The organism is Empedobacter sp. UBA5528, from assembly GCF_002426075.1.
GTDB lineage: Bacteria > Bacteroidota > Bacteroidia > Flavobacteriales > Weeksellaceae > Empedobacter > Empedobacter falsenii_B.
In genome coordinates this window covers 1-26,292 of sequence record NZ_DINY01000012.1, presented here as the reverse complement: position 1 = coordinate 26,292, position 26,292 = coordinate 1, and the positions used below count along the sequence as shown (strand labels likewise).

The window sequence follows — 26,292 nt, the reverse complement described above, 5'->3', positions numbered from 1 at the left end:
TTTTATTTTTGCTTTACGCTTTGCTTAGAACGGATATCCAATGGCAATATTCAAAATTAAATTATCTTTTCGCCATGCTTTATCTCCGAAATCAATCTTATCAAATGTCCATCGATCATTTTTTTCATAATATGGGACACGAAGCGGTGTTGCTAAATCTAATCTTAAAATTAAGATATTAAAATCTAGACGTAGTCCTAAACCAGCTCCAACTGCAATTTCATTCATAAACTCTTTTGAAAACTTAGCACCTGGACGTGTTTCATCTTCGTTAATTAACCAAATGTTTCCAGCATCAACAAACAAGGCAAGGTTAAGAAAACTGAATAATTTTTGTCTAAATTCTGCATTTACTTCTAATTTAATATCACCCGATTGATCATAAAAGAAATTTGCATTTTGGTTACGTGGATCATAACTTCCTGGTCCTAATGTTCGCGCTCTAAATGCGCGAATACTGTTGCTTCCTCCGACAAAGAATTGTTTCGAGTAGGGAACAAATTCTGAATTTCCGTACGGATAAGCGATGCCACCAATAAATCGTGTGGCAATTGATGATTTATCTGAAAATTTGTGATAAAAACGGAAGTCATGTTCTATTTTTGCATATTGACTAAATGGTATTTTGAAAATTTCTTTTTCCTTGTCTTTTTTCGCATTTGCACCTGTTATTAATCCTGTTAAATTTCCAGCCAAATCAACTAATCCTCGGTAATAGAATGTACTTTTTCGAGGTAACATTGTTGTGGTATAGGTATAGGAATATTGTGGTCCAAAAATTAATTGTTTGTCGACAACGCGTTTCAAACTTGGGTTGATGATATTTCCAATTGAATCGTAAATCTTGCTGTTGTATTCATCTGTCACTTTTTCTGGAAACAATAAAGTTGCACTAAAAATCTTTAAATTATGTTCTTTTTGCGCATTCTCTTTCCAAACGTAACCAAAAGAAGTATTGAAGTTATGAAGCGTATATAATTTCGATCTGTTTTGATATTCGTAACCAATCTCAATATTGGTTCTCGGTACAAACGCACTCGATGAGTGAAATTTGAAAGGCGCAACAATTCTTGGAATAGAAAGCTGCGTATTGAAACCAGCTCTAAAAATATTATTAGCATCTTTTTGTCCGCCCAATTGCATATCAAATGCTCCATATAAAGCCATTTTAAGCTGTTCTGCACCTTTGAAAATATTTCGATGTGTCCAGTTTAAATTTAATTCACCACCGCCGTAATTCGCCGAATTTGTTCGTCCTAAAACTTCTAATCTCAACGACTGAAATTCACGTGGTGTTAAGGTATAATACACATCAAATTTATGGTTAACCGAATCAGAAATCACGAAATCATTTTTCACAAATTTGAATACCCCCAAATTAATTAATCGATTAAGGGTTAAATTATGATCTGCTCGGTTGTAAATATCTCCCGTTTTAAAATATAAGACACGATCAAAAACTTTTGGTTTGAAAATCTTTTTAGAATCGACCATGTAAAATCCATTTTGCTCATATTTCGATAACGAATCGTTGTTCATGGGCATTTTATAGATTCCTTTTCGCGCTTCTCGAATGTTATAATCAGGGAAAACAATTACTTTATCAATGCTATATTGTTGTTTGGCTTGCTCTGGTGTCTTATCTTTTAACTTTACAAAAAGTTCGACATCTTGCTTATTCGTAACTGTACTATCCGCTTGAACAATGATGTTATCGGGATGAAAATAATAGTAACCATTTTCTTTCAAACGATCATCTATTCGTTCTCGTTCAGCTTTGATCACATCCAAATCGAAAGGTTGTTTATCTTTCAGTAAGGTATTTGCTTGCGTTTTTTTAATTTCTTTGTTGACGGCTAAAGTGGTATCTTTTGGGAAATTAACTTGGTTGATGTAATAACGTTTGCGCGTTTGCAAGACATAATGTACTTCCGCTTTTTTGTTTTTACCTATTGTATCATCTTGTGCTTTGGCATTGAAATATCCTTTGTTTTCTGAATAATTAATCAGAATTTTTTTATTGAATTCGATGTCTACATCACCCAATAAAACAGGTTTTTGTCCTACTTTATATTTTAACCAATATTTCAATCCTTTTTGTTTTTTCGGTTCACTTGTGATGTTGTAAATGTACAAGCGAGGGCGAAGTCCCAAAAAGCTCGAATTAGGTTTTGGAATAATATTTTTTTCGAGATTATCTTTTAATTCAGCTTTATCAGTTTTACTCAACGAATCGCCTTCTATTGTTAATTTAGAGCCCGTGTAAAGCATTTCACCTTCTTCCAGAAAACGTGTATTGCTACAAGAAGAAATACCTAAAATAGAAATTGAACAAGTTATAAATTTGATATAGGTTAAAATTGATTTTTTCATGGTTTCACTTCTTGATTTTGTGTATTTCTATTTGCTCTGTTCGTTCTATTTTTTCTTCTTTTCTCGAAAATCTCTTTGAATTTGTCATAATCTAATGTGATGATAAATCCAACGCCTGTTTCTACAATTTGTCCTTGTAATACGACTTGGTATTCATCTTTTCGATAAGCTCTCAACATGTATCTACCATCACGCGATAAACTATAATCAATTGTAATATCACCCGCAATATTAGTCATGTTTTCATTTTCTCGCGCATCACCATCTAAACCAAAATTACTTCCAACCGAAACTTTCAATCGGTCATTTAGCAATCGTTTGCTTACTGCAACATTCAGGTCTGTTCGTGTATTTTTAGATCCCGAAGAATAATCGTCTTGTGTATCTAATCCCAAATCGATATCAATTCCTTGGATTAAATCATCCGCCAAATTATTCAACTGTTGCGACAAAATATTACTCACACTTTGTAACGCCATTGTTTCTGCTGAAACACTTGTTTTACTTTCGAACGGATTCTCGCCAATAAAACGATTCAGTAACAATAATGCAAACACTTGTTTGTTCATTTCAGCTTCATCATTTTTCAACTGATCCAATTTAGATTGTGTATTTTCAATCACCGCAGTTGCAATGGATGGATTGTCTTTATCCATTGAAATATTGAATTTAATATCAGGTTTTAATAATTCACCTTTCAAAATTAACTCGGTATTGAACGGGATTCGTTGTTTGTACATGTTCATTTCAGAAGAAGAATAGCCCGAAATTTGTTGTTCGACCAAATCAATAGGAGCGGCTTTTGTTTTGTAAATTGCCATGATGTCTAAATTGGCTGTAGTTGGCTCGCCTGTCCATGTAATGGTACTTCCTTTTTGGATATCAAAACGACGTTTCAATAAACTCACTGAAAGTTCGTACGCACCTTTTTCTACTTGATAAACGCCAACCAAAGTCATTTTCCCTGAAGGATCCATTCCGCCCGTCAACTCACCTTCCCCTTGTATTTCGACAAAATCTCCGTTTGCTTTGTCGATGATAATAGACGTTTTGGCTTCTTTGCTAATTTCAATATTGACACTTACATCCAAACCTTTTATTTTAGATTCGGCTTTTAATTCATTTGTTTTAATCGTTTCTTGAAGCGCCACTTGATCTTGATCGATGAACTCGACAATTCCTTCGCGTTCTTGTAAAGAAGGTGAGGATTGAGGTAAAACAAATGTGAAATTTGTATCATCAGTCACGGTTAAGCTTCCGTTTACTTTCGGTAAATCTAAGTCACCTTTTATCGTTAAGTTTGCATTAACAGCTAACTTTCCGTACATGATGGCGTCGTTTGATTTTTCTGAATTTACCACATTGAAATCTCGTGCATTTGCTGTTAAATTGAAGGCAAAGTCACGATACGTTTCGGTTAAAATTTCTCCTCTTATCGTTAATGAATTACCATCGTTGTCATTAATTTTGAATTTATTGAACTCAATTCCTTTGTTCGTGAAATCAATCGCGTCATCAATTTTTCTGAAATTACTTCCCGTTTCAGCAATCGTTAAACCAACTTGATTAAATTTGACTTGACCTAAAATGTTCGGCTTATCCATTGTTCCAGCGATTTTTAGATTTCCAGAAATATAACCTTCTGTGTCTTTGATTTGATTCATTGTAAATCCTTGCACCGATTTCATTTCTAATCGATTGATATCTAAAGCTAAATCAAACGCACTTTCTTTGGTGTTATAATCTCCAAAAATCTTCATGTTGTTGCTGTTTCCATCTAAGGTAATGTCAGCGTTAATCGTGGTTGGAGAAGTGTTTTTTACTTTTGCGATAATATTTCCAATAGGATTTCCGAAAGCTTTTAAATCTGAAACGGCCAAATCAGCATTGAATGTCATTTCTTTGTTTAAATCTCTAATTTGAGCCGTTCCGTTGATTGTTCCTTCGGCAGGTAAATCATCTTTTTTAATGATTTCTGCAATGGTTTCAATTTTGAAATCTTTGATGGTAATATTCAGTGGGCTTGTTCCTTTTTCCGATTCAGATTGCAATAAAATTTGACTTCCATTGTTCATCAAACTGAAATTATGCGCGACAATTCCGTCTTTTCTCAACTGAATTAAATTTCCTTCACCAACTTGCCATTGATCGTAGTTTAAAACTAATCCATTCGGATTTAGACTAATTTCCGTTATATCATTCAGTGTTTTTAGATTTCCACCCACCAAAAATTGCGTCGCATCTTTCGCATCCTTTGTTGAAACATTATAATTGATGACATTATTTGTAATATCACCATTCAAATCAATTTTTTGCAATTGAAAACTTTCACTTTTTAACGCATCCACATTCAACGAATACAACAAGGCTTCATTTTGGTTGGATAGTTTTAAAACTCCGTTGTTAATTGTATTTGTTCCGTACGTTAAATTCGGGATTTTTCCATCTACATTAAGTCGTTTTGAATCGGCATCATAAGTTGCGTCAAGTGTTATGGTTTCGAAACTTTTCAAATCTGGAACAAATCTTCGAATTAACTCATCATCTTTAATTTTTGCATTCAAAGTAAAGAATTGATGAGATTCTATTTTTTCGTCTTTATTTGGTTTCTGAAATTCATAATATTGGTTAATAGTTGAAGTTAGCGAACCAAAAATTTGTGTCAATTTAAATTTTCCTTTCATATCCAAATCGGCCAATTGCGAAGTCAAATTAATTTGATTCGAATCAGCAGTTGAAGTCGCAATTAAGCTTACTTCTTGCATTGGAAAAATATCTTTTGTATTGGATAATGCAAAGTTTTTTAGATACAAAGAACCATTTAAATTATCTGGATTTAGATCAGCAAAATTGGCATCAATTTCTCCTGCAACAATCATTGGTTCGTTGTAAAAACCAAGTTTTTGAACATCTAATTTGACAATATTTCCGTTCAATTTTACATCAGATAAATCTTTTTTGTACACGCCAGAAGCTGTCAAATTAAGATTCGCTTTTGGATCTTTTGAGAAAACATGCGCATCAAACGCTCCATGATTCACTTTTGCATCGAGTGCAATATTTTGATAAGTATAGTTGTTGTAATAAGCTGATGAAACGGTTCCTGAAAGCTTTGTAACCATTTTTTCTGGGTTGAAACTTGTTCCAATAGCGTTAATTTTTCCTGTTATTTTACCTAAATCTTTGTTGCTAATAAGCGTTCCTATATCCAAATTTTGTAGATCTGCTTTGACATTATATTTCTCGGCATCCTTTTTTTGCATGTCCACAATTGCATCAATTTTCGCATTTCCCAACGTAGAATTGATTGCCAATTGTGTATTGATGATTTCGGTTGTTCCTTTCGCTTTTCCTTTGACAGAAAGCTTTGAAGGGATTCTAATGTTATTTGGAATAGTATTTTTCGGAACTAAATTGTAAATGGTTTTAGATGATGTCGAGAAGTTTTTGATGTTCAAATCATAAAATAAATTCTTCGGATTCATCGCATTTTTCACTCTTCCAGAAGCCGAAAGTTGTAAATCATCTAAACCAGAAACTTGGAGATTATTAATCAATAAATCGTTTATTTTTCCCTTTACATTGGTATTAACACTCAGAATGGCGTTTGGATATTTGTCGAAAGGCTTCGTATTTCTAAGCGTTGGAACAAGATTTAGAATATCTGCAAAACCAATTTTTGAGTTTTTGATATTCGCATTTACCAAAACATTTTCTGGATGAGAAGTTAACTCATTAATCGTATTGTAACGCAAAATAACTTCGTCACGAAGAACAGTTCTTGGTGTTTGTAAATAAAGGTTTTTCAGATAGGCTTGTGTATCTGCGTACAAGAAATTTGTTGTCAATTTCTGAATATTCAATCCTCTTGATTCCTTTATTTCAGCACTTTTTACTTGTCCAACAAATGTGTTATTTTTCATTTCGAAATCGCGCAAATCAAGATTTAATTTAGAAAAATCCAAATGATTAAAATCCATTCCTTGTGCTGTTCGACGTTCAGCAGTATTGTTGTATTTTACTTTTACATTTTCTAATTTCGTTTCATTCAAAACCAAATTCATTGGGGTTGAAGAAGTGGATGAAGTGGAAGTAGAATTGTTCGAAGAAAGGAATAAATTTGCTTCGATATCAGCGTCTTTTAATAAGATATTTTCGATGTCGAAAATTGAATTTTCAAGATCAAGTTTATTGACTTTCGTTTCGAATTTGTTTAGGTTAATTTTGGCAAAAGTCTTCGAATTTTCGTCACCATAATAAACTTTGATATCATTCAAATTAATCTTATTCAACCCAATTTGCAATGGAGTTTGTTTTGCATTTGGATCAATTTTATCAACATTATTTTCTTTGATTTTATTAACCATTTTTTGATTAAAATCAACCAACAAACCATTCACCAAAATATCATCAACCGCATAAGAATTTTGTTGTAAATCAAGCTTTTTAACCCTGGTTTTGAAATCTTTGAATTTTACTTTTGCAAACATTCCAGAAATATTATCGCCATAATCGATATCAAAATTGGTTAAATTAATTCCTTTCAATTCAATTTTCATCGGCTTTTGATCATTCAAAGAATCTACTTTTTCTTCTACTTTTTTCGCAACTTCTTTTACAATATCTTGTTTCAATTTTAGCTTTAAACCGTCTAAATTGATATCGCCAATTCCATACGAATTTTGCTCTAAATCGAATTTTTTGACACGCGTATCAAACGAATTTAGATGAACTTTGATGTTATTTGCCGCTTGATGATCATTGAACGAAACATTAATATCATTCAGTTTTATTTTATCTAACGAAATGATAAATGGCTTTGAAGGACTTTCGTCTTTTTCGTCTGTTACAAAAGCATTGATAATATAATCGAAATTGAATTTCCCATCTGGTTTACGGATAACATTGGCATGAACGCCACTCAAATCAATAGATTTTATATCTGCTTTACTTTTGGTTAATTGCCAAATATCTAAACCAACGTCAAACTTTTTGACCGATAAAAGCGTGTCAACATCTTGTCCTTGTAAGTAGAGATTTTCCATCACTAAACTGTTTGGAAAATCGACATAAACACGATCTAATTGTACTTTTGTATGTATTTTATTTTCGAGGTAATTAACTAATTTATTTTTTACAAAATTTTGTACAGCAGGAAACTGTAAACTAAAAATTGCAATTGTTAATAACAAAATTATTGACAATATAGAAATTGAAAAATATTTGAGTATTTTCTTTAAGTTGAATCTCAATTGGTTAGATTTTATTCGTTTTGGATCGTGATTATATAACAATTTTCCTACAAGGATAATACCAAAAATATTGTTTTATAATTACTTAATAAATGTTTTGAAGATAAATATTTTTACCTAACTAAATTGCTTTCGAGTAAACTATTTTTGAATTGTTTTTCGTAGAAATAATAATCTTCCGAAGTATTTGGCATTATATTTTGCAAAACAACCAAACTAACTTTTGATTTCGGGAAATAGATATTTATCGCAGAAAAACCATCTCCTAATCCCGTATGTCCAATGTAATTGATGTTGTTTTCGGTTATATTTCTGATGTTATAGGCATAACCTTGCGGTATTTTCCCAAAAACATCGTGTTGCGAAAGAGTAGAAGGTGTGATCAAAAGTTGATATGTTTCGGGTTGTAGAATTTTACCATTGTGTAATAAATTATTCCATTTTACTAAATCATTAGCAGTAGAAATTATTCCATCTGCAGGTAAATCTTCTTCCGTAATCACTGTTTGATAATTTGGAAGAAGAGAATCATTTCGATAAAAGTATCCTTGTACTAATTGATGCTTTTCGGTTTTGGAATAAACAAAAGTTTCATTCAATCCAATTTCTTTGAACAAATTTGTAGCCAATTCTCGGAAAGTTTTATGTGTTACTTTTGTCAAAATTTTACCTAAAAGAACACACGAATAATTTCCATATTTAAACTCTGTTCCAGGTTTGAACAACAAAGGTTTGTTGATATCTTGGATTCCATGCGTATGATTAAGCAATTGATGTACAGTAACAGAATCTGCCCACGATTGAGTGATTTCTGGTAAATATGTTTTAATCGATTTTTGCAAATTGATATTCCCTTTTTCGACTTCTTTCAAAATTAAAACTGACGTAAACAATTTTGAATTTGACATAATTTCAAATTGATTTGATTTATTTAGTGCAATTTTCTCTTCAAAATTCTTAAATCCGTGTACTTTTTCATAAATCGTTTTACCATTTTTGGAAACGATCACAACTCCATTAAAAGGAAATGAATGTTTTGAAAGGATAATTTTTTCGAAGTCGAGTTTTAATTGTGCGTTTTTTTGCGCGAAAATTGGTTCACAAATAAGGCAAATTAATCCTAAAGTCAAGATTTTTAGAAGAGTTTTCATTTTTGTGTTTTGGTTGATGTAAAAGTAAAATATAATCTGTTTTGAAATTGATAATATTTTAAAATTCTCTTAAAACTTTTTAATTTTCATTGGTGAAACAAATATTCTTTTATTAAATTTGAGTCAAACAATTGAAGCTATGAGAAGAATTTTTTTTGAAAAAGATAGCCACAAAGACTACTTATTTGTTATAATTGATCACGAAAGAGAATTGGATCAAATTTATAAAGTGGATAATTTTACTGACGAAACTGGACGTGAATATGTGTACACCTTGATTGGAGAACGCAAAAAACTGAATGCAGATTTGTTAAAACCGCATGTTGTTGCGCTAGAGAATGGAAGTTATACAAATTACAATGGAGAGGGAATTGTAACAGATTGTCACGCTTGTTTAGAAAGTATTGTGGATAATAGAGGATTGAATCGAGAACAGGAAATATTTGTTTATGTTCGAAATAAATAGAAATTAGAAAAGGCTTTGAAATTTTACTCAAAGCCTTTTTTTATGAGATTTCAACTTGATTGAAAATTAATTTTTGAACCACTTCGTCCAAATGTTCTTTGTGTTTTGCTACATAATCATTGGCAACATCCAATAACGTTTTAATATTGCTGTTGGAAACATTTCCTAAATCCAATGCAGATTCTGGAATTTCAGGATTAAATCGATAATAATTTTGTTGATATTTTGGTTTCAATAAAGCGAACATGCTTCTCATTTCCTGATCGACCATATCAACGCCGGTTGAAATAAAAATGTCTACCAAAGGATCTACCCATTTCGATTTTGAAATTCCTGTTAAATGTTCGTGTTTATAAGATTTTGCACGCGAACCATTTCCGAGAGAAATGATAATAAATTCTTGTAAAGGTGCTGTTCCATTATACTTTAATTCATCTTTGAAGTATTTATTGAAATTTATTTTTTGCGTTTCGATAAAACCAACAAAAGTCGGATTGTTTGCAAAAACTCCACCATCAATACAACTAAATTCTTGATCAGCGAATGATTTTATTTTTGCAGGTTCAAAATAAGTTGGTGCAGCTGATGAAGCACGACAAATATCTTTTACATAAAAATTTCGGAAAGGAGAAATTCCATCAATTGAATTGAAAATTTTTGGTTTTTGATGCTCAGTATCATAAGAAACTATCGCGCAAGGACGAATCAAATCTTTTAACTCTGCCTCTCCAAAAACGATTTTTAATTGCTCTTCCAATACAAGCGTTGGTAAATTATCTTTCAGCACACTCAACGGATTATTGAGAATTGTCCAGAATGTTTTTGAGAAAATATTTTTCCCTTCGCCTAAATAAATATTCAACGCATCTGTAATCGAGTGTTTTGCTCTTTTTGGATTTTCGATAGAAGGAGATAATAACAAAGAAGCGATTAAAGCACCAGTACTTGTACCTGCAATAAAATCGACATAATCGCCTATTTTAGCATTTTCGTCATGAATTTCCTTTAATTTATCTTCGATGTATTTTAAAATGACACACGATATAATTCCTCTAATTCCTCCGCCATCCAAAGAAAGTAAGACAATTTTTTTCTCTTTAAATTCCATTTTTGATGTTCTATTGTTTAAAGTTAAACTTTTCCTTTCAAATATTCTTTATTTTTACACTTGATAATTTGTTTCAAAATGACCAAAAAACTTTTCCCAACATACGATATCTGTAACCTGAATACCGAAAAAAATAGTAATGAGTTGTTTTCCATCGATCGTTTTAGAGGTTATGTTGATAGTAATCCACATTTGCAGGAAGTTCACAGTCATAATTATTACCATTTGGTTTATTTTACAGAAGGTAGTGGAGAACATTTGATCGATTTTGAGAAGTTTGAGGCTAAATCTAGGACAATGTATTTTATGAAACCTGGACAAGTACACCAATGGTATTTTAAGGAAAAATATGATGGGTTTGTCGTGAATTTTTCTGATAATTTTTTTGATTGGATTGGAATTAATTCTTCTATTTTACAAAAGTTTCGATTTTTACAATCTATTTTGGTAAAAGATCATGTAGTCGAAATTTTGCCAGATTTACAAGAAAAAATTGCAAATTATTTTGAAGAAATGATTCAAGAAAATCATCAGGATAACCAATTCTCGAATTTAAAAATTGGTTTTCATTTGATGAATTTATTCATTGATATCGAACGTAGTTTGGAATCTGTAAATGTCAAAACAAATGATTATCAATCTGTATTGTTGCATAATTTTCAGTCGCTTATCGATCAAAATTTCAAGACTAAAAAATTGCCAAAAGAGTATGCTGAATTGTTGTACATCACACCCAATCATTTGAACGCGTTGTGCAAAGATATTTTGGGAACATCGGCAGGTGAATTAATAAGAAGTCGCATTGTTTTAGAAGCAAAACGATTACTTGTTAATAAAGAGATTTCTGTTACTGAAATTGCTTATTTACTCAATTTTCAGGATGCTTCTTATTTTGTAAAATTCTTCAAAAAATATACTGAGTTTACGCCAGAACAATTCAGAAAACAATATTATTTTTAACTTTTGACATTCTTTTATTTGTTGGTATAGTGAACTGAAATATTAAAATACACTTTTACGGGATTTCCATTAACCAAAGCAGGTTTTATCTTTGTTGACTTTTCTTCTTGTTCTCTGTTTATTCTATAAAGGATTTGAGTAGAAATTCGAGCTAATGTTTCGTTTCCTTGGGACGTTATATTGGTAAAATATCCATTTTCGTCAATAATAAAATTCAATTTTGCAAAATAATCACTAGATCCGCGTAATATTTTATCCAATGTCATTTTTGATAATTTATCAGAAACCTCTTCGTTAAGTTTATTTTTAAAGCATTCTAAATAACTACCTGATTCATCTTTACAATCTGGATAAACAGCAAATTTATCTACATTATTAGAATTGTAGATGTTTTGAGAAAAAGTGAAAACAGTAATCAATAAAGTAAAGAAGGTTAATAATTTTTTCATAAGTAGGTAGTTTAGATGTATATTAGTAAATCTTTATGAATTAATGATTTATATCAATCCGTAAATACTACCATAAATACCATAAATAGTGCCAGATTCTAGAGGTGTTCTGGTGGTAAATTTGTATACTAATATCAAGAGTAATATGAACGAGTTGAACAAAACTGATTTTGAGAATAATTTAGCTGCCGAAAATGAGAAATTTAGAACTGAAGTAGCGACGTTTACAAAGTCAGGAACACGAAAATGGGTGTATGCAAAGAAACCTTCGGGAAAATTTACAAATTATAGAACAGTTGTATACTCTATATTGCTGATTCTGTTAGTTGTTATTCCTTTTATAAAACTACCAAATGGTAACCCCATCTTTAAATTTGATGTTTTTAATACAAATTTTATCTTATTTGGTTATCCATTTTTTACAACAGATTTTTTCTTACTTGCTTTTGGTATGATTGTAAGTGTGGTTTTTGTCATACTTTTTACTTCTGTTTATGGAAGACTTTTCTGTGGGTGGGTTTGTCCTCAAACTATTTTTTTAGAAGGAGTATTTAGAAGAATAGAATTTTGGATAGAAGGAGATCGAAATAAACAAATACGATTAGATAAACAAGATTGGAATGAAGAGAAAATTCTGAAAAGAGGAGGCAAATGGTTTGTCTTTTATATTGTTTCGTTTTTAGCAACAAACATTCTTTTTTCTTATATAATAGGAATGGATGTCTTGATACAAATGTATAAAGAAGGTCCTACTGAACATGGTGGGAAGTTTTTAGGATTATTTATTTTTAGTGTATTATTTTATTTCGTATTTGCGTGGTTTCGTGAACAAGTATGTACATTGGTTTGTCCTTATGGGCGTTTACAAGGGGTTTTACTTGATAAAAAAACAATGCAGGTTTCTTATGATTATCTTCGAGGAGAAGGAAAAAATGGTCGAAGTAAATTTAGAAAAGGTGAAGATCGCGTTGCTGTTGGAAAAGGAGATTGTATCGACTGTGGACAATGTATCGCGGTTTGTCCTACAGGAATTGACATCAGAAATGGTTCTCAATTAGAATGTATCAACTGTACAGCATGTATGGATGCTTGTGATGAAATAATGGTAAAAATTAATTTACCTACAGGTTTAATAAAATATGCATCAGAAGAAAATATTGCACAAGGAAAACCATTTAGAATAAACGGACGATCAATTGTTTTTTCACTCATTTTAGTCGCAATGATTTCTGCTATGACAATTTTTATGTTGAATAGAAGTGATGTTGAAGTGAAATTTCTACAAGTTCCAGGAAAAGATTATGTCGTAGAAGGAGATTATATCATCAATACAATGCAATATAGTTTGATGAATAAAACGAACAAGCCTTATAAATTGGTGGTGAACGTAAATGGTTTTAAAGGTGGAAAAACGGTGTTATTGGTAGAACCTGATAAATTTATAAAGATAGACGAAGGTGAATTAAAACAAGGTTTAATCGATATTAAAATACCAAAAAGTGAACTTAAATCTTATAAAGTACCAGTTATTTTAGAATTGAAAGATTTGAATGGAGAAACCATCGATCATTATACGATTAGTTTTATGGCGCCTTTTTAGTTAAATAAGACACTATCTAAAATTTTGTGTAAATAGATTTCAGATGGGTTTGACTATTTTATAGTTGAACCCTTTTTTCAAAAATAGTTAAAAATTGATTTAAAATTATCCCCCAATTATGAATAGGTTGTGTCCACTTTTTAGAAATTTGCATTAAGGATAGATAAACCGACTTTTTCAGCGCGTCGTCCGTTGGGAATACCATCTTATTTTTGGTGTATTTACGCACTTTTCCGTTCAAATTTTCGATAAGATTGGTGGTGTAAATAATTTTTCTGATTTCAATGGGAAAGTCAAAAAATACAGTCAATTCGTCCCAGTTATTTCTCCAAGATTGTATCGCGTAAGGATATTTTTGATTCCATTTTTCGGCGAATCGGTCTAATTCATGAGCTGCCATTTCTCTATTTGTCGCATTATAAATCAATTTCATATCTGAGGTAAACTCTTTTTTATCTTTCCAAACCACATATCGAGCCGAGTTTCTAATTTGATGAACTACACAAATTTGTGTGTTCGCTTGAGGGAAAATATTGGTGATTGCCTGAGTAAATCCGTTCAAATTATCGGTTAAAGTAATCAAAATATCTTCAACTCCACGAACTTTCAAATCAGTCAGCACACCTTGCCAAAAAGCAGCAGATTCGTTCTCTCCAAGCCACATTCCAAGGATTTCTTTGTGACCTTCACGATTTAAACCAACGGCTAAATAAATCGTTTTATTGATTACTTTTCCACCTTGACGTACTTTGAATACAATACCATCCATCCAAACAATGCAATAAATCGATTCAAGAGGACGATTTTGCCAATCCAATACTTGACTATTCACTTTATCAGTAATGATGGAGATCGCTGATGTAGAGAGTTTGTAGCCATATAATTCGTAAAGTTCCTGCTCAATATCCGAAACACTCAGACCTTTTGCGTAAAGCGAAATCACCATGTTTTCAACGGAAACGGATTTGGATTGATGTTTTGGAACGATAATGGGCTCGAAACTACCTTCACGATCCCGAGGAACCTCTATTGTCGTTTCTCCATATTCACTTTTTAAACGTTTTGAAGTAGTGCCATTTCGCGCATTTGGATTGTCACTTTTCTCATTTTTGGAATAGCCTAAATGAGCTTCAAGCTCCCCATGAAGCATGGCTTCTAATAAGTCTGAATGTAATTCTTTTAATAATTTACTTAGGTCTTCTTGGGTTTTGATCCCCTCTAAATGACCTTGATCTTGAATGAATTGTGCTACAGTTTTTTTCATAATAAACTGTGTTTTATAAATTTAATAAAATAAATAAGGTGAGTTACTAAAAACCACCTTATTTTATATTTACACAGTTTTTGGGATACTGCCTTAAATTAACAAAAAACGTCTTACATTATGTAAGACGTTTTTTGTTTATTCTAATTATTCTTATCGAGATTATTTCTTTCTCAATACTTCGTTTTCAAATTTGACACCATTCCAACCGTTCTTCATAAATTGACGAATGTTGTTGTGGTCTGTTCCTTCTGGCGTATCTAAAACCGCTTGATAATGTTCTGCAAATAATTTTAAGGTATCATCTTCCGAAAAATTATTCAATTTTGCGAACGCAAAAACTTTTGCACTTCCTTGGTTTTGATCAACAGCATTTTCCTGATTTCCATTTACAAATGCAGAAGCTGTATAAGTATAATTTTCTTCGATATGTGCGATAACATCAGCAAAATTTGCTTCGTTTTGGTTTAATTTTTCTAAAATCATTGTATCTTTTTGTCAAAAATAAGAACTTATTTCGAATACAATAAATCATTAAGTATGTTAAATTTTTTATGTCATCAAATTGTTAACGTATGTTTAACAACTTTCTGTCTATTAATTAATTAGATTTATAATTATTAACAAAATAAAAATAAATTTTATGTTCGAAAGAAGGCAATTTAATTATGAAACGTCAAGTGTTGCGCTAAGCGAGCTTGCCAAAAAAGGATATCAAGAAGATTTTAATTTATTAGAAAGTTATTTGATTGATCATCCGCATGATTTTAAGATTATTTACATCTATCGTTACGAAGGAAATTCGAGTCCAGAAGATGAATCGAGTGTTTATGGAATCGAAAAAATATCGACTGGAGAAAAAGGTGTTTTAGTTGCAGGTAATTTAGGATTTGTACAAACTAATTTAGCATCGATACTTATCCAATTAGAAATTGAGGGCAGAGTTAGAATTCTGAACAACTAAAAACAAAAGCATGAATCAACTACTAAATATTACCATTAAAATATAAAAAAGCGTTACCAAGATTATTGATAACGATTTTTTTATGTTTTCGAATAAATTTTAAATCTCTAAAAGAAGTTAATCGTTTTCTATTTTTAGTAATTGTCTATATTCAGAAAAACGATGCTCGCGAATATGTCTTATAAAAGGTTCTGTTTTGAAATATAAAACTAAACATGGAGAAATATTTTTATATTTTTCTACAAACTCAAACGAAACTAATTCGCCATTATTTATTCGTTGTTTTATTTTGTTGTGATAAGGATACATTTTCCTTTTTATAAACTATTACTTCGCTTTTCTACACAAAACCTTGAACGGAATAGAAAAAGCACTGTTATATTTTGATTTTAAACGACGAATATCTCTCGAAGCTGATGCTCTTGTGAAATAATCTCCAACCAAAACACGATAATCTGGCGAGAAATAAGCAGTCTGAGCCGATAAATGTGGATAAGAATTAGAAAATTCATTTCTTACTTTCTCCGCATCTTTTCTATCTTTTGAATAATAAATCTGAATTTTGAAACCACTTACTTGTGGCGTTCCCGCACAAGGATCATTAGATTGTATAACTGTTTTTTTCTCTGTCGGTTTCTTTACAGTAGTGGTATAACTACAAACAGCATCTTCTTTTGCTTTTAATACATTATTTATTCTACTATCAATTTCCATATTCAATGTACCATTATTGATGATTTGAACAGTATCAATTTTATCTTGAGCAAAAACACAAGAAGAAAAAGTAATAAGGAATAAAAAGATAAATTTTTTCATAAGATGAAATTAATTTGTGCAAATATACTTTTTACAATTAAGTTATTAAATTTTATAGACTTTTATTTTCTTACAACGAATATTGTTCCAATTTTTTTATGAATACTAATTAATGATGATAAAACTATAAAATTGATTGGCAGATTCTAATAAAAAGAACTTTGATTATTTTTAAAATTATGTTAAATAGCAATTTTTCTTGTTCTAAATCTTTTCTACAAAACCAAATAGATAATATTTATAGACCCATATTTTTTAACAATTAATTTAGAAACGTTTTAAATTAAGCTCAATGACAAAGTTCAGTATGTAAACTTTATGATTTTATTAAGTATTGAAGCTATTTTTGCTGTTAGTTAAGTGTTCAAATAAAAACGAGTTAAAAGAAACAACGAACTGAGATTATTTAAGTAAATGAAGGCAAGATTTCTAAAAAGAATACGTTTATGGAGCTGCGCGATAATACTATCGACGTTCTCCTTAGCAAATGCCCAAGATGCAGGTAAAGGTTACGAATTATTCGAAGCCAACTGTACTGCATGTCACCAGATTGATGGTAAATTAATTGGGCCGGAATTACGTAATGTTGAGAAACGCGTACAAGAACAAGCTGGACTTGGAAAAGAGTGGTTACACGCTTGGATTAAGGACAACAAAGCTTTACGTGCGTCTGGAGATGCGTATGCAAACAAAATTTTCGCTGAGTACAATAACACTGAAATGTTAGCTTTTCCTAACTTATCTGACGGTGATATTGATAATATTCTAGCGTATACTGCCGATCCTGATGGTGGTAAAAAGGCTTTTGATGATGCAAAAGCTGCAAAAAAGAAAGAAGCTGCTGCTGCTAAAGCTGCTGCTGCCGGAAACGGAGGCGGTGCTGGAACAGGAGTTATCGCAGTTGGATTTGTTGTATTAGCAGCATTATTATTGTGGATTTTGGTTCGCGTTAATGCATTAGTTAAAGCAACTGCAACTGATGATTTAGATTCTAAAGAAGAAAAAGCTGCTTTTTCTTTCGCAAACTTCTTCCAAAAATACCAAAAAGTTGGTGGTGTGTTAATCGCAGTATTAGCATTCTTTGCATTGTACAACGTGTATTGGGGATTAATGGGAATTGGTGTTGATAAAGGTTACGAGCCAGAACAACCAATCTATTTCTCTCACAAAGTTCACGCAGGTGTACAAGGTATCGACTGTCAGTACTGTCACAGTTCTGCTAAATACGGTAAAGTGTCTGGAATTCCTTCACCAAACGTATGTATGAACTGTCACAAAACAATCAAAGAATACAAAGGAGATTACTTCGAAGAAGAATTAATCACTTCTGGTAAATTCGCTGATGAGGAGGCGGTTAAGAACTTCTATACAGGAGAAATCCAAAAAATGTATAAAGCGATTGGATGGAATCCAGAAACGAACAAATACGATGGTCCACAAAAACCAATCGAATGGGTACGTATCCACAATATGCCAGATTTCGTATTCTTTAGCCACGCGCAACACGTTGTAGCAGGAGAGAAAGCGATTAAGAAAGCAATTAAAGATGGAACTATTCCAAATGCTAAAGAATTGAACATTGGATCAGGAGACCAAGTTTGTTTCGCATGTCACGGACGTGTTGATGAAATGAACGAAGTAAAAATGGCGAATGATTTCACAATGGGATGGTGTATCGAGTGTCACAGAACTACTGAGGTAGATATGGACAACGAGTATAACAAAGAATATTACGCAGAACTACACGAAAAACTGAAAAAACAGTACGGTGACGCAACTAAGATTACAGTTGATGCTATCGGAGGTTTAGAGTGTGGTAAATGTCATTATTAATATAAAAAAGAGAGGAGTATAAATGGCTTCGAAGAAAAATTACTGGAAAAGTTTTGAGGAGTTAACTGACAATACATTAAATGAAAAGTTAACTACCAACGAATTTGCAGAAGAAATTCCTGTAGATAATTTCTTAGGGAATGATAACGCCATGGAGAATAGTCAAACTTCACGACGTGACTTTTTGAAGATTTTAGGGTTCAGTACAGCTGCTGTTACTTTAGCAGCCTGTGAAGCTCCAATCGTAAAATCTGTTCCTTATGTAGTGAAACCAGAAAACATTATGCCTGGTGTACCTACTTATTATGCATCAACAGTTTTTGATGGATACGATTACGCGAACGTATTAGTACGTACAAGAGAAGGTCGTCCTATTAGAATTGATGCAAACAAAGGCGCAAAATATTATGGTTCTACAAATGCACGTGTTCAGGCATCTGTATTATCATTATACGATTCTGATAAAATAAAATCACCTTTAACAAACGCAGGTGATAACTTCAAAGCAACATCTTGGAAAGAGCTTGATGCACGTGTAACAAAAGCATTAGCATCAGTAGGAGGGAAAAAAGTAGTTATTTTAACTTCTTCTTTACCTTCACCAACAACTAAAAAGTTGATTGCTGAGTTTGCAACAAAATATCCAACAACTCAACACGTTGTTTATGATGCAATTTCTTCTACGAATGCATTAGACGCAGCGCAAGAAGTTTACGGAAAAAGAGAATTGCCATTCTATGATCTTAAGAATGCTGAATTAGTTGTTTCTTTCAACGCAGATTTCTTAGGTGATTACAATGGTGGTGGAATGGAAGGTGATTATGGTGTTGCTCGTAAACCAGGAGCAAACATGATGCGTCACATCCAAGTAGAATCTGTTTTATCTTTAACAGGAGCAAATGCTGATACACGTTATCCATTAAAACCAACTGATACTGAAAAAGTATTGGCTGAAGTTTATAATAAATTAGCAGGTGGTTCAGCTTCTTCTAAAGAAGCATTAGCTATTGCTGCTGAATTAACAGCAAAAGGTTCTAAAGCTGTAGTAATGGCAGATGGTTCGAAAGAAGCATACGCAATTGCATTTGCAATTAACCAATTATTAGGATCAGCTGCAGTTTCTGATAAAGCTGTTTTATTAAAAGAGTCTAACGACGCTGTATTTAATCAATTTGTTGCTGAAGCTAAAGCTGGACAAGTTGGAGTTTTATTAAACTTCCAAACAAATCCAATTTACAATGCTAAAAATGCAAAAGAAATTGAAGGAGCTTTTAAAAACATTGGACTTAAAGTTGGTTTAGATGAAAAATTAGACGAAACTGCATCAGTAATGGACGTTATTGCTCCAGTTACTCACGGTTTAGAGTCTTGGAATGATTTCAACCCATTAACAGGTGTATATTCATTACAACAACCAACAATTCCACGTATTTTTGATTCTCGTCAATTCCAAGATTCATTAATCGCATGGATGACAGGAGTTACTAAAGTTACAGAAGTAGAAGATCCAAATGATCCAATTATGGTGATGGCGGTTTCTGCAACAAGACAAAAAGTTTCTCCATATTACTTATATGTAAAACAAAACTGGGAATCAGCTATTTTACCAAAATTAGGTGTAGATTTCAACAAAGCATTATACAATGGTTATAATGAAGCGACTGAAACTTCTGCATTTAATGCTAACACTGGTGTTGCTGCTGCGGCTGCTACAAAATTAGCTGGAGCTAAAGCAACAGAATGGGAAATTCAATTCTATTCTAAAGCTGGTTTAGGAGATGGTACACAAGCAAATAATCCTTGGTTACAAGAATTACCAGATCCAATTACACGTAACTCTTGGGATAACTATTTAACAGTTAATCCAAATGATGCGGAAAAATTAGGAATCAAAATTCAAGATAACTATAACGTTACAAACGGAAGAATGCAATTTGACGGTGAGTATGTAAACTTAACTGTTAATGGAGTAGTTTTAGAAAACGTTCCAGTATTCATTCAGCCAGGTCAAGCAATCGGAACTGTAGGTTTAGCTTTCGGTTACGGTCGAACAAAAGCTGGTAAAGTTGCAAACAATGTAGGGGTTAATGCTTTCGCATTATACACTGGTAACGTAGGTGCATCTAATGTTAAGATCGAGAAATCTTCTCGTTCAGATAAACACGAATTTGCTAACATGCAACAACAACCAACATTGATGGGACGTTACGAAATCGCAAGAGAAGTTTCTTTAGCAGATTTCATCAACACAGATCGTCAAGAATGGAATCCAGTTGCGAAGATGCCAACATGGAGAGGAGATTCTCCAGTAGGTGAAGTTGACTTATGGGCTAGTTTTGATCGTTCTACAGGACCTCACTTCAATTTAACAATTGATATGAATTCTTGTACAGGATGTGGAGCGTGTGTAATTGCTTGTCAAGCAGAAAACAACGTGCCAACTGTTGGTAAAGAGCAAATGCGTATGTCGAGAGATATGTATTGGTTAAGAATTGACCGTTACTACTCTGATGTTACTTACCAAGATAAAGATGGAAAATTAACTCAAAAAGTTGCGTTAGAATCTGATCCAGATAACGAACCACAACAATATACACGTTTAATTAAGCCAGAGGCTGAAAATCCAGATGTGATTTTCCAACCATTAATGTGTCAACACTGTAACCACGCTCCTTGTGAGACTGTGTGTCCAGTAGGTGCAACATCTCATGGTCGTCAAGGTCAAAACATGATGGCTTATAACCGTTGTGTTGGTACTCGTTATTGTGCAAATAACTGTCCTTACAAAGTACGTCGTTTCAACTGGTTTAACTGGGCGAATAATGACAAATATGACTTCCACATGAACAATGATTTAGGTCGTATGGTACTTAACCCAGACGTTGTTGTACGTACACGAGGAGTAATTGAGAAATGTTCATTCTGTATCCAACAAACTCAAGCTGCAATCTTAAAAGCTAAGAAAGAGAACAGAGTAGTTAAAGACGAAGAGTTTATGGCTGCTGCTGCTTGTGCTGCTGCTTGTGGAACAGGTGCGATGAAATTTGGTGATATCAATGATGATAAATCTGAAGTAAGAGCAGCATCGAAAGATAAACGTTCTTATGTTTTATTAGAAGAAATTGGTACAAAACCAAACGTTATCTATCAAGTAAAAGTTAGAAACAGAAAAGAACAAGCTTAATTAAATTAGTAAAGAATTAATAAGGTAAACAAATATGTCACATTACGAATCACAGGTAAGAGAACCCCTTATTTTAGGACATAAAACCTACCACGATATCACAGTAGACATTGCTCGTCCAATTGAGACGCCAGCAAGTAAATTGTGGTGGACATGTTTCAGTATAGCAATGGTTGCATTCATCTTTGGTGTTGGAGCAATTGCTTATACAGTAGGAACTGGTATTGGTGTATGGGGATTGAATAGAACGATTAACTGGGGTTGGGATATCACCAACTTCGTATGGTGGGTAGGTATCGGTCACGCTGGTACGTTAATCTCAGCCGTTTTATTATTATTCCGTCAAAAATGGAGAATGTCGGTTAACCGTTCTGCGGAAGCCATGACAATCTTCGCCGTTGTACAGGCAGCGTTATTCCCTGTAATTCACATGGGTCGTCCATGGTTAATGTACTGGGTATTCCCAATTCCTAACCAATTTGGATCTTTATGGCCTAACTTTAACTCACCATTATTATGGGACGTATTCGCGATTTCTACGTATTTCTCTGTATCAACAGTTTTCTGGTTGATGGGATTAATTCCTGACTTCGCTATGGTACGTGACCGTGCAACAAAACCATTCGCTAAGAAAATCTACGGAATCTTATCATTCGGATGGGGTGGTGGAGCAAAACACTGGCAACGTTTCGAAGAGTTATCTTTGGTATTAGCTGGTTTATGTACACCGTTAGTATTCTCGGTACACACGATTGTATCTTTTGACTTCGCAACGTCGGTAATCAAAGGATGGCACTCAACAGTATATCCTCCATATTTCGTTGCTGGAGCTATTTTCTCTGGTTTCGCGATGGTACAAACATTATTAAGTGTAATGCGTAAAGTTTTACACTACGAAGATTATATCACACGTAAACACATCGAGTATATGAATATTGTAATCGTTGTAACAGGTGGTATGGTTGCAGTAGCTTACTTAACAGAGTTATGGATCGCTTGGTATTCAGGATCTCGTTACGAAGACTTTACATACTTCTCTCCAGGAGCAGCAACAGGACCTTATTGGTGGGCATTCTGGGCGTTAATTATCTGTAACGTTTTAGTACCAGGATTATTATGGATTCGTCCAATCAGAAGAAACTTCTTCTGGACATTCGTTATCTCTATCGTAGTTAACATCGGTATGTGGTTCGAGCGTTTTGATATTATCGTTATCAACTTATCTCGTGACTATTTGCCATCGAGCTGGACAATGTTTATGCCTTCATGGGTAGACGTAGGTATCTTCTTAGGTACTATGGGATTCTTTTCTGTGTTATACTTATTGTACGCACGTACATTCCCAGTTATTTCACAATCTGAGTTAAAAACTATTTTGAAATCATCAGGCGAAAGCTATAAAAAACATCATACTGAAGATGAGCATCACGAACACTAAAATCGTTTATGGTCTTTACGGAGACGATGATGATTTATTAAAAGCAGTAAAATCTATTCGTAAACAAGGTATTACGATAGATGAAGTATATACACCTTTCCCTGTACACGGTTTAGATAAAGCCTTAGGATTAAAGAAAACTCGTATTTCTGACCTTGCTTTCTTCTACGGTGCATTTGGTACAACGTTAGCATCTTTGATGACATGGTTTATTATGAACCATGACTGGGCTCAAGATATTGGAGGGAAACCATCTTTTTCTTGGGGTGAGAATATGCCAGCTTTCGTTCCTATTATGTTCGAGTTGACAGTATTCTGTGCAGCTCACTTTATGTCATTAACATACTTAGTGCGTAACAAAATGTACCCAGGAGCTAAAGCTAAAAACCCAGATCCACGTACAACAGATGATAAATTCTTAATCGAAATCAGAACAGCTGATGTTGAGAAAATCAAAAATGTATTTGTAGAANNTGTAGAAACTGGTGCTGAAGAAGTAACTGTAAAAGGTGATGTAGTCGTAGAACCAAGTGTTAACAATTTAGTACAAGAAGCATAATGAAAAAGATAGCATTACTTATAGGATTAGGAAGTATTATTATCACTTCTTGTTCTGATAAAAAACGTCACGCAAGTATCGTATATATGCCAGATATGTATTATCCTACGGCATATGATCCTTACGAAAAGGCAACTTTTGGTTACCCTCATGACGAAGAAAACTCTGAAGTTCCTGTATTAAGTAAAAATCATAATATGTCTGCATTAGAATCTGTAGAAGGTGCTGTTGCAAGAACAGATGGTGATATTTTACCATGGACTTTCAAAAACAATAACGCTGGTTATGCACAAGCAAAAGCAGTAACTGTTTCTCCTTTGAATGCCGCTAACAAAGCTGCAGACTTAGAAAGAGGTAAGTTATTGTTTGGACAAAACTGTGCAGTTTGTCACGGTGACGCTGGTGATGGACAAGGATCAATCGTAAAATCTAAAGCTTATTCAGGTGTTCCTAATTATAGCGAAAGAGATGTTACAGTAGGTTCTGTTTATCATGTAATTATGTACGGAAAAAATGCGATGGGTTCTTACGCATCTCAATTGACTCCTGCAGACCGTTGGAGAGTTGCTGAATATGTAATGAGTTTGAAAGGTGCTACTACAGCTGCCGCTGCTCCAGCTGGAGAAGCAACTGCTGAAGCAAAACCTGCAACAGAAACTGAAACAGCAACTAATAAATAATAAAATAAGTTAATTATTATGCAATATACATTTTCCCCAAGATTAAAAAATGCATCACTTATCTTAGCTGTTATAGGTGTTGTACTTTACGGGATAGGATTTTTCTTACATCAACAAGATGTTGCTAATTCAACTGAATATATTAACGGTTTGATTGAAGCTCACCCAACTCAATTTTTTGGTGACTACATTTCAGATTCTTATGCATCTATGAACACAGATCATGCTGGACACATGGAGCATTTGACAAATTTATTGAAAAACAGACCTTGGGCTGCTTTCTATGTACCAGCTTATTTATCGTTTGGTATTGCAGCATCTGCTTTGTTTTTCTTATGTATTCAATTCGTAGCTAACGCTGGTTGGTCTATGGTAGTATCTCGTGTTATGGAGGCTATCGCATCATTTTTACCAGTTGGTTCTGTACTTGTAGCTATCATCGTTTTAGGATCTTATTTTCACATGAATCACTTATTCCACTGGATGGATGCTGATTTAATAAATCCTGATAGCGAGAAGTATGATATCTTCATGGCGAACAAAGCTCAACTTTGGTTAAGTCCTAACTTCTGGTTAGTACGTTGTGTTATTTACTTAGTAGTATTATCTTTAATGTTACCAGTAATTAAAAACGCAACACGTAAATTAGATGAGACAAACGGAGACTTAAAAGTGTACGCTCAATTGTACAAAAAATCAGTAATTTACTTAGTGATTTTCGCAATTTGTTCTGCAGCATTTGCTTGGGATTTCGTGATGTCTTTAGATCCACACTGGTTCTCTTCATTATTTATGTGGTACGGAATGGTTTCATATTTAGTTTCTGCGGTTTCTATTATGGCAATTATTTCTATCTACTTAAAAAGAAAGAACGCATTACCATTATTTAATGATAACCATTTACATGATTTAACAAAATACATGTTTGGTTTCTCATTATTATGGTCATACTTATGGTTCTGTCAATTCATGTTACAATGGTACGCGAACATTCCTGAGGAAGCTCAATACTTCCAACAACGTATGGCGCAATACCCATTATATTTCTGGATGTTGATCATTAACTTAGTAGCTCCATTCTTGATTTTAATTTCATCAAGCATGAAACGTCGTTACCAAATCGTTTTCGCGATGGGATTCGTTATCATCTTTGGACACTACTGGGATTTCTACAACCAAATTATGCCAGCAGCTGTTGGACCATTCCACAACTTTGGTTTAATGGAAATTGGAGCATTAGTTGGAATCGGAGGATTATTTACATTCGTAGTTATGAATGCAGTTTCTAAATTAAACCTAGAAGCAAAAGGTCACCCTTACTTCCACGAATCAAAAATTTATGAATATCCTTTCTAATTAGAAAGATGTTATAAAACCTAAAAAGCTCGATGCATTTGCATCGAGCTTTTTTATTTGATTAATAATTTGTAATATTTTTATTCTTGAATTGTTCTACGTTTTATTTCCAAATCAACCAAGAAATGATCGACATCGTCATCTGTTGATAAATTTCCAACCACGTAAACACCTTTATCTCCGTTTTGATTATTGATTATACCATAAACCGAAGATTCGTCATCAGGATCAGACATTCCTTCGTAACGATAAATACACACGATATCAAAGATTTCAGGAGCTTGTTTTAATTGATCTTTTTCGATATTATAGTCAATCGTAAAACCATTTTCTTTTAGTTCGTCTAAGGCTTCGTTTGTTGTTTTGTAGCGGTATTGGATTTTTTCTTTCATAATTTTAATAGTTTAATTATTGAGTCTCAAATACTATTCCAATCAGTATATTCATTAAAATATAGTAAAGTCTTTTTTGGTAAGGTTATTGTTTTATTTCAAAGTGAATATAATGAATATGATTATGAAACTAATACTATTAAAAAAAATTAACTTGATTGCAGTTTTTGCTCTTGCTGCTTTATTTTTGGTTTCGTGTGATGGATCTACAACTATATATGGATTAGAGCATCAGCATAAACACAAAAAGAAGTATAAGAAATATCCGAAGTACGAAGTAAGATATGATGACCATCGTAGCTTACCACCAGGTCAACACAAAAAAGTACACGGTGATAAATCTTCAAAAAGATATGCACCAGTTCAACAAAAGAAAAATAATGGGAAATATTATAAAAAGAAAGGGCATCATAAACATCATAATGATTAAAAAAGAAAAGGATTGAA

At 32.9% G+C, this 26,292-nt stretch carries 21 protein-coding genes; 11 read left to right on the top strand and 10 right to left on the bottom strand.

The annotated features are described in order from the left end of the window. Nucleotides 1-24: 24 nt before the first annotated feature. The 3 genes from B4L98_RS03335 to B4L98_RS03325 all read right to left on the bottom strand — a co-directional run bounded on the left by B4L98_RS03335 (nucleotide 25) and on the right by B4L98_RS03325 (nucleotide 8,776). The gene (locus B4L98_RS03335) at nucleotides 25-2,373 is read right to left on the bottom strand and encodes a BamA/TamA family outer membrane protein (protein WP_291077530.1); all 2,349 of its coding nucleotides are present in this window, start codon (nucleotides 2,371-2,373) and stop codon (nucleotides 25-27) included. Further along, nucleotides 2,370-7,577, bottom strand: a complete 5,208-nt coding sequence (locus tag B4L98_RS03330) for a translocation/assembly module TamB domain-containing protein (protein WP_291077528.1) — start codon at nucleotides 7,575-7,577, stop codon at nucleotides 2,370-2,372. Before B4L98_RS03330 ends, B4L98_RS03335 begins: the two co-directional genes overlap by 4 nt. A 161-nt stretch (nucleotides 7,578-7,738) precedes the next feature. Continuing rightward, nucleotides 7,739-8,776, bottom strand: a complete 1,038-nt coding sequence (locus B4L98_RS03325; protein WP_291077526.1) for a serine hydrolase domain-containing protein — start codon at nucleotides 8,774-8,776, stop codon at nucleotides 7,739-7,741. 139 nt (nucleotides 8,777-8,915) lie between these two features. Between B4L98_RS03325 and B4L98_RS03320 the strand changes: the two genes are divergently transcribed. Then, entirely contained in the window at nucleotides 8,916-9,242 is a 327-nt protein-coding gene (locus B4L98_RS03320; protein WP_125349744.1) for a hypothetical protein, read from the top strand. Between the two features lie 40 nt (nucleotides 9,243-9,282). On the opposite strand, the gene B4L98_RS03315 is transcribed toward B4L98_RS03320, so the two are convergent. After that, complete coding sequence (locus B4L98_RS03315; protein ID WP_286514548.1) at nucleotides 9,283-10,350, bottom strand: patatin-like phospholipase family protein; 1,068 nt, start codon at nucleotides 10,348-10,350, stop codon at nucleotides 9,283-9,285. A gap of 78 nt (nucleotides 10,351-10,428) precedes the next feature. Here B4L98_RS03315 and B4L98_RS03310 point away from each other — a divergent pair, with 78 nt between their 5' ends. Beyond that, entirely contained in the window at nucleotides 10,429-11,310 is an 882-nt protein-coding gene (locus B4L98_RS03310; RefSeq protein WP_291077523.1) for an AraC family transcriptional regulator, read from the top strand. 14 nt (nucleotides 11,311-11,324) lie between these two features. Here the strand turns inward: B4L98_RS03310 and B4L98_RS03305 are convergent, their stop codons facing one another. Beyond that, on the bottom strand, nucleotides 11,325-11,759 hold the full coding sequence (locus tag B4L98_RS03305) for a hypothetical protein (RefSeq protein ID WP_291077521.1): 435 nt from the start codon (nucleotides 11,757-11,759) through the stop codon (nucleotides 11,325-11,327). Nucleotides 11,760-11,904: 145 nt separating this feature from the next. Here B4L98_RS03305 and ccoG point away from each other — a divergent pair, with 145 nt between their 5' ends. Continuing rightward, the gene (gene ccoG, locus B4L98_RS03300; RefSeq protein WP_286501947.1) at nucleotides 11,905-13,359 is read left to right on the top strand and encodes a cytochrome c oxidase accessory protein CcoG; all 1,455 of its coding nucleotides are present in this window, start codon (nucleotides 11,905-11,907) and stop codon (nucleotides 13,357-13,359) included. Nucleotides 13,360-13,417: 58 nt separating this feature from the next. Here ccoG and B4L98_RS03295 read toward each other — a convergent pair whose 3' ends face one another. Together B4L98_RS03295 and B4L98_RS03290 are read right to left on the bottom strand one after the other, a co-directional pair. Further along, nucleotides 13,418-14,623: an IS256 family transposase gene (locus tag B4L98_RS03295; protein ID WP_291047042.1), complete on the bottom strand. Its 1,206-nt coding sequence runs from the start codon at nucleotides 14,621-14,623 to the stop codon at nucleotides 13,418-13,420. Between the two features lie 162 nt (nucleotides 14,624-14,785). Then, nucleotides 14,786-15,109 (bottom strand): HopJ type III effector protein, encoded by a 324-nt coding sequence (locus B4L98_RS03290; protein ID WP_180906117.1) that lies wholly within the window; start codon nucleotides 15,107-15,109, stop codon nucleotides 14,786-14,788. Nucleotides 15,110-15,266: 157 nt separating this feature from the next. On the opposite strand from B4L98_RS03290, the gene B4L98_RS03285 reads away from it, so the two are divergent. Then, entirely contained in the window at nucleotides 15,267-15,587 is a 321-nt protein-coding gene (locus B4L98_RS03285) for a hypothetical protein (RefSeq protein ID WP_291077517.1), read from the top strand. Nucleotides 15,588-15,704: 117 nt separating this feature from the next. Here B4L98_RS03285 and B4L98_RS03280 read toward each other — a convergent pair whose 3' ends face one another. Together B4L98_RS03280 and B4L98_RS03275 are read right to left on the bottom strand one after the other, a co-directional pair. Continuing rightward, a complete protein-coding gene (locus B4L98_RS03280) occupies nucleotides 15,705-15,896 on the bottom strand; it encodes a hypothetical protein (RefSeq protein WP_291047040.1) in 192 nt (63 codons plus the stop codon). Nucleotides 15,897-15,914: 18 nt separating this feature from the next. Beyond that, nucleotides 15,915-16,403, bottom strand: a complete 489-nt coding sequence (locus B4L98_RS03275; protein ID WP_291077515.1) for an SPOR domain-containing protein — start codon at nucleotides 16,401-16,403, stop codon at nucleotides 15,915-15,917. A 414-nt stretch (nucleotides 16,404-16,817) separates the two neighbouring features. On the opposite strand from B4L98_RS03275, the gene B4L98_RS03270 reads away from it, so the two are divergent. From B4L98_RS03270 to B4L98_RS03245, 6 genes are all read left to right on the top strand, one after another. Further along, nucleotides 16,818-18,236, top strand: a complete 1,419-nt coding sequence (locus tag B4L98_RS03270; protein WP_291047038.1) for a c-type cytochrome — start codon at nucleotides 16,818-16,820, stop codon at nucleotides 18,234-18,236. Nucleotides 18,237-18,258: 22 nt separating this feature from the next. Then, nucleotides 18,259-21,420 (top strand): TAT-variant-translocated molybdopterin oxidoreductase, encoded by a 3,162-nt coding sequence (locus B4L98_RS03265; protein WP_291052301.1) that lies wholly within the window; start codon nucleotides 18,259-18,261, stop codon nucleotides 21,418-21,420. Between the two features lie 34 nt (nucleotides 21,421-21,454). Beyond that, complete coding sequence (gene nrfD, locus B4L98_RS03260; RefSeq protein ID WP_038336919.1) at nucleotides 21,455-22,858, top strand: NrfD/PsrC family molybdoenzyme membrane anchor subunit; 1,404 nt, start codon at nucleotides 21,455-21,457, stop codon at nucleotides 22,856-22,858. After that, nucleotides 22,839-23,417 (top strand): DUF3341 domain-containing protein, encoded by a 579-nt coding sequence (locus tag B4L98_RS03255; protein ID WP_414646664.1) that lies wholly within the window; start codon nucleotides 22,839-22,841, stop codon nucleotides 23,415-23,417. The genes nrfD and B4L98_RS03255 overlap by 20 nt, the downstream gene beginning before the upstream one ends. Continuing rightward, nucleotides 23,417-24,097 carry a c-type cytochrome gene (locus B4L98_RS03250; protein ID WP_286486256.1) on the top strand — a complete coding sequence of 227 codons (681 nt, stop codon included), beginning with the start codon at nucleotides 23,417-23,419 and terminating at the stop codon, nucleotides 24,095-24,097. Before B4L98_RS03255 ends, B4L98_RS03250 begins: the two co-directional genes overlap by 1 nt. Before the next feature lie 18 nt (nucleotides 24,098-24,115). Beyond that, nucleotides 24,116-25,453: a hypothetical protein gene (locus B4L98_RS03245; protein WP_114999477.1), complete on the top strand. Its 1,338-nt coding sequence runs from the start codon at nucleotides 24,116-24,118 to the stop codon at nucleotides 25,451-25,453. A gap of 80 nt (nucleotides 25,454-25,533) precedes the next feature. Here B4L98_RS03245 and B4L98_RS03240 read toward each other — a convergent pair whose 3' ends face one another. Next, nucleotides 25,534-25,845: a hypothetical protein gene (locus B4L98_RS03240; RefSeq protein ID WP_180906125.1), complete on the bottom strand. Its 312-nt coding sequence runs from the start codon at nucleotides 25,843-25,845 to the stop codon at nucleotides 25,534-25,536. Nucleotides 25,846-25,969: 124 nt separating this feature from the next. Between B4L98_RS03240 and B4L98_RS03235 the strand changes: the two genes are divergently transcribed. After that, nucleotides 25,970-26,275: a hypothetical protein gene (locus B4L98_RS03235; protein WP_291060162.1), complete on the top strand. Its 306-nt coding sequence runs from the start codon at nucleotides 25,970-25,972 to the stop codon at nucleotides 26,273-26,275. Nucleotides 26,276-26,292 lie beyond the last annotated feature (17 nt).

Bases quoted from the DNA above. Each gene is read 5' to 3' on its own strand.
- ccoG (WP_286501947.1), top strand. From the start codon at position 11,905: ATGAACGAGTTGAACAAAACTGATTTTGAGAATAATTTAGCTGCCGAA.
- B4L98_RS03295 (WP_291047042.1), bottom strand. From the start codon at position 14,623: ATGAAAAAAACTGTAGCACAATTCATTCAAGATCAAGGTCATTTAGAG.
- B4L98_RS03290 (WP_180906117.1), bottom strand. From the start codon at position 15,109: ATGATTTTAGAAAAATTAAACCAAAACGAAGCAAATTTTGCTGATGTT.
- B4L98_RS03285 (WP_291077517.1), top strand. From the start codon at position 15,267: ATGTTCGAAAGAAGGCAATTTAATTATGAAACGTCAAGTGTTGCGCTA.
- B4L98_RS03325 (WP_291077526.1), bottom strand. From the start codon at position 8,776: ATGAAAACTCTTCTAAAAATCTTGACTTTAGGATTAATTTGCCTTATT.
- B4L98_RS03245 (WP_114999477.1), top strand. From the start codon at position 24,116: ATGCAATATACATTTTCCCCAAGATTAAAAAATGCATCACTTATCTTA.
- B4L98_RS03335 (WP_291077530.1), bottom strand. From the start codon at position 2,373: ATGAAAAAATCAATTTTAACCTATATCAAATTTATAACTTGTTCAATT.
- B4L98_RS03235 (WP_291060162.1), top strand. From the start codon at position 25,970: ATGAAACTAATACTATTAAAAAAAATTAACTTGATTGCAGTTTTTGCT.
- B4L98_RS03270 (WP_291047038.1), top strand. From the start codon at position 16,818: ATGAAGGCAAGATTTCTAAAAAGAATACGTTTATGGAGCTGCGCGATA.
- B4L98_RS03250 (WP_286486256.1), top strand. From the start codon at position 23,417: ATGAAAAAGATAGCATTACTTATAGGATTAGGAAGTATTATTATCACT.
- B4L98_RS03240 (WP_180906125.1), bottom strand. From the start codon at position 25,845: ATGAAAGAAAAAATCCAATACCGCTACAAAACAACAAACGAAGCCTTA.
- B4L98_RS03265 (WP_291052301.1), top strand. From the start codon at position 18,259: ATGGCTTCGAAGAAAAATTACTGGAAAAGTTTTGAGGAGTTAACTGAC.
- B4L98_RS03280 (WP_291047040.1), bottom strand. From the start codon at position 15,896: ATGTATCCTTATCACAACAAAATAAAACAACGAATAAATAATGGCGAA.
- B4L98_RS03305 (WP_291077521.1), bottom strand. From the start codon at position 11,759: ATGAAAAAATTATTAACCTTCTTTACTTTATTGATTACTGTTTTCACT.
- B4L98_RS03310 (WP_291077523.1), top strand. From the start codon at position 10,429: ATGACCAAAAAACTTTTCCCAACATACGATATCTGTAACCTGAATACC.
- nrfD (WP_038336919.1), top strand. From the start codon at position 21,455: ATGTCACATTACGAATCACAGGTAAGAGAACCCCTTATTTTAGGACAT.
- B4L98_RS03315 (WP_286514548.1), bottom strand. From the start codon at position 10,350: ATGGAATTTAAAGAGAAAAAAATTGTCTTACTTTCTTTGGATGGCGGA.
- B4L98_RS03275 (WP_291077515.1), bottom strand. From the start codon at position 16,403: ATGAAAAAATTTATCTTTTTATTCCTTATTACTTTTTCTTCTTGTGTT.
- B4L98_RS03320 (WP_125349744.1), top strand. From the start codon at position 8,916: ATGAGAAGAATTTTTTTTGAAAAAGATAGCCACAAAGACTACTTATTT.